Here is a 505-nt window from a genome sequence, read left to right as displayed (position 1 = left end):
GAGCATGCTCTTTCTTCATCATTCCAAGGACTTTCTTAAAATAGGAATACTTGCATGCATTAGCAGCAACACATTTGTCAGCAGCTTCCTGAACCAGACTGTGAGGGACATCCTTGCAGGAATGCAATACGCCCGCACAGCTGTTATAAGCCTGTTCTTCATGTTTCGGACTGCGGAGTATCCGGTCAATCAACGTAACCATAGAATCGCCGTATACAGAGGCCCAGCGGCGATAATAAGCCCCATCGTGAGCATTGACCTCTTTGTAATACAGATGTTCCTGAGGCATATGGCTATCCTCAGTAACATAAAGAGGGAAATCCCGATAAGATCTTGGATGCTTACAGATTAAACGGTTGTACTCATCGCAGATACGGATTTCTGTCATAGTTGCTTTGAGAATTGCGGTTTTTCCGAGGTAGGTATACAATCCGGTCTTTGACAGTTGAGAAAAAATAGAATCGCTACAATGCCTGAAAATACGGGCAGTGTAGCGATTTTTAGC

1 pseudogene is annotated in these 505 nt (G+C 44.2%); it reads right to left on the bottom strand.

Going from position 1 to position 505, the window contains the following annotated elements:
- Positions 1-289, bottom strand: a pseudogene (locus ACESZH_RS23950) (hypothetical protein); the annotation flags it as partial.
- Positions 290-505: the final 216 nt, after the last annotated feature.

Source organism: Ruminococcus sp. 5_1_39BFAA, assembly GCF_964240875.1.
Lineage (GTDB): Bacteria > Bacillota > Clostridia > Lachnospirales > Lachnospiraceae > Blautia_A.
This window is presented reverse-complemented; position numbering and strand designations above follow the sequence as displayed.